General features: G+C 67.7%; 3 protein-coding genes. 1 reads left to right on the plus strand and 2 read right to left on the minus strand.

Annotated features, from left to right (window positions below; translation table 11 throughout):
- Positions 1-244 precede the first annotated feature (244 nt).
- On the plus strand, positions 245-1087 hold the full coding sequence (locus tag Raf01_RS33860) for an SDR family NAD(P)-dependent oxidoreductase (protein ID WP_203922163.1): 843 nt from the start codon (positions 245-247) through the stop codon (positions 1085-1087).
- Between the two features lie 7 nt (positions 1088-1094).
- Here the strand turns inward: Raf01_RS33860 and Raf01_RS33865 are convergent, their stop codons facing one another.
- Positions 1095-2150 carry a hypothetical protein gene (locus Raf01_RS33865; RefSeq protein ID WP_203922164.1) on the minus strand — a complete coding sequence of 352 codons (1056 nt, stop codon included), beginning with the start codon at positions 2148-2150 and terminating at the stop codon, positions 1095-1097.
- Between the two features lie 152 nt (positions 2151-2302).
- Positions 2303-2974 (minus strand): AAA family ATPase (locus tag Raf01_RS33870; protein ID WP_203922165.1); only part of this gene is annotated, 672 nt, incomplete at its 5' end.

Below are 2974 nucleotides of genomic sequence, written 5' to 3' on the forward strand. Positions count from 1 at the left end.
GGCATGCCGTTGCCCTGGCATGCCGTTGCCCTGGCATGCCGTTGCCCTGGCATGCCGTTGCCCTGGCATGCCGTTGCCCTGGCATGCCGTTGCAGTGACACGCCCGTTCTCGCTGACATACCGTTGCCTCTGACATACGGTTGCCCCTGACATACCGTTGCTCGGCGGTGCCATCCTGGTCCTATCCGGCATCGGGTGGAATCCGCGCTGATCGGAGGGGTGTGTGCGAGACCTTCGAGGGTCGGTGGCAGCCATCACCGGCGGGGCGCGCGGGATCGGCCTCGCGGTCGCTCGCGCGCTCGTGGCGCGCGGTGCCCGCGTCGCGGTCGGCGACCTCGACGGCGAACTCGCGGGCCTGGCGGCGCAGCGGATCGGCGCTCTCGGCCTCACTCTCGACGTCCGCGACGAACAGTCGTTCGAGGCGTTCCTGGCGACCGTGCGCGAGTCGCTGGGCCCCGTCGACGTGCTGGTGAACAGCGCCGGCCTCGCCGCGATCGGCGGGTTCATCGGGTCGTCCCCCGAGGAACAGTCGGCGATGTTCGGGGTGAACAGCGGCGGGGTCGCCCGGGGCATGCGCCTGGTGTTGCCGTCGATGGTGAGTCGTGGATCCGGAAGGGTCGTCAACATCGCGTCAGCCTCCGGGCGGATATCCGCGCCCAACGCCGCGGTCTACTCGGCCTCCAAGCATGCCGTCGTGGCGCTCACCGAAGCCGTTCAGTTCGAACTCCTCGGGACGGGCGTCCGCCTCACCGCCGTCATGCCGTCCCTGGTCAGCACGGAGATGGCGGCCGGGCTCACCATCCGCGGCATTCAACGGGTCACCGCGGATCGGGTGGCGGCGTCCGTGGTGCGGATCCTCCGCCGGGAGCATCCTCCGCTGACGGTCATGATCCCGGGCTGGCTCCGGGGAATCGCCGCGATCGACACGGTGTCCCCGCTGTGGATGCGGAGCCTCGCTCGACGGTTCGTATCGGTACGGGCGGATCGCTCGTCAGAAGAAAGCGCGTTTTACCGCGAGCGGATGCGGCGACAGGCCCACGAGTCCGCCCCGCCACCGTTGTCGCGACGACCCGGAGCGACGGAGTAGCCCGGCGTCAGTGCCGTTCGAGGAAGAAGGCGAGCAGCGTGCCCAGGACCGCCGCGGCGTACTGGACCATCGACGCGGCGTTGAACGGCAGGCCCGGACTGGTCTCCACGAGCCGGTAGAGCTCGATCCTCGCGTGCAGTTGCTCGGCGTTCTCCCCGGTGCCCGGCGGTTCGTTGTCGATGAGCGGCCGCAGCTTGTCGAGGGCGGACCGCCGCGCGTCGCGTACCGCGAGGTAGAGCCAGATGTGCGGGAGGATGCCCGCGAGCAGCGCGCCGACGCCGGCGAGTACCGGCATAATGTTCGAGATCACGGTGAGCACGGCGCTGTGGCCGTAACTCAGGGCGTGAAGTGTGAGAATTTCCGCGGCGAGAAACGCCACCAGTGCGGCGGCCGTAAGGCTGGCGAACGCGTCGCTGAGCAGGCTCAGCCCCGGAGTGCTGGCGGGAGAGTGCCAGACGACGGCAAGACCCGGCCGGCGCAGAAGGCGGCGGCTGAACTCCGACATGACAACCAGCCAGTACAGGCAGTTGCCGGCGATTAATCCGGTCAGGGCCACCGCACAGTACGAGACCGGACCGATCTCCAGATTTTGCGCGATCGCCGGGGCCGTGAGCCTCAACAGAACGCAGGCGCCCACGGCGGACGCGGCCGAACAGACCAGTTGGCGCCCCAACGACAACGTTCCGCGAAACCAGGTGGCCAGCACGACCCGGTCACCGGCGTTCTGCAGGAGGTCGTCAATCTTCGGTCCGGCGCGGCCCAACAGCGTCCAGGTGCGCCACCCGAGCAGAATGGCGAACAGATCCAGGCCACTCATGGTGAGCACCCAGGTGACCGCGCGAACGGTGTGCAGCGCCGCTCCGGGCACGATCGCGACGAACCCGAGTTCGAGGAACAGCGGCAGGGAAGCGACCAGGCAAGCCGAACGGACGGCGGTGCGGAAACTCGTCGGCGTCGGTCCCGGACGCCCCAACTTCGTGGCGCGAACCGTCAGTACCTTGGCGAATCCGGCATTGATCACCGTCGTCATTTCGCGGTCATCGGCGATCACAGTATCGACCATGACTCTCCTCGACGCCGCGAATGACACACCGGAGCTTTCACGGTACGGCGGCGCCGCAAGGATTCGCGCGTGCGCATTTGCCGGACTCCGGTATGCCGCGTATCGAGGGGTCCGGACGGAATCGCGGCAAGACCACCGGGATCGGACTCGCGCTAACGTGGCTGGCCCGGTCGTATCGGTGACCAGCGGATTGCGGCCATCACCGCTTCCGCGGTTTCACGGATGGATGTCGTCGTGGCATCGACCACGACATCCTCGACCCGTGCCTGTTCCAAGATCCGGTCAAGTTCGCCGGACCGGTTGAGGTGCCAGCGCAACCCGTCATCGTCGTTCTCGTGGCGTCGAATCAGGCGTTGCCGAATCGTCGACAGGTCGACTCGAAGCCGGCAGACCGTGAGGGGAACCGTCACCGCGTCCTGGTAGGCATCCCGCTCTACACGGCTTTCCAGGACGCCGGCCAGGACGAGCCGCGCGCAACCCGCCCGGAGGTAGTTCTGGGCGACGGCGCGCAGATTACGCAGGGCCATCCCGCCGTTGAATGGATCGTCTGGCGGGCAGGGCCACGACCGGCGCAGCCAGTCAACGTCGATGACAGCATGAGCGATGCCGGCGTCCGAGAGCAGGTCGCCGACCGTCTCCGCCACCGTGGTCTTGCCCGAACCGACGGTACCGGTGAGGAGCAGCGCCCGGATTGGGGTTTGATGCATGCCGGCGAAGATACGGCAGGTCGAGCGTGTCGATGATCGATATCTGCGACCCGATTCCGGATGCTGCCGAGTTATCCACAGGCCCGCTGGCACGGCTAGGGAGTGTCGTAGGTCCTC

This window comes from Rugosimonospora africana (assembly GCF_016862975.1).
In the GTDB taxonomy this organism is placed as follows: domain Bacteria; phylum Actinomycetota; class Actinomycetes; order Mycobacteriales; family Micromonosporaceae; genus Rugosimonospora; species Rugosimonospora africana.

Coding starts and splice junctions, on each gene's coding strand:
- Raf01_RS33865 (WP_203922164.1), bottom strand. CDS start 2,150: ATGGTCGATACTGTGATCGCCGATGACCGCGAAATGACGACGGTGATC.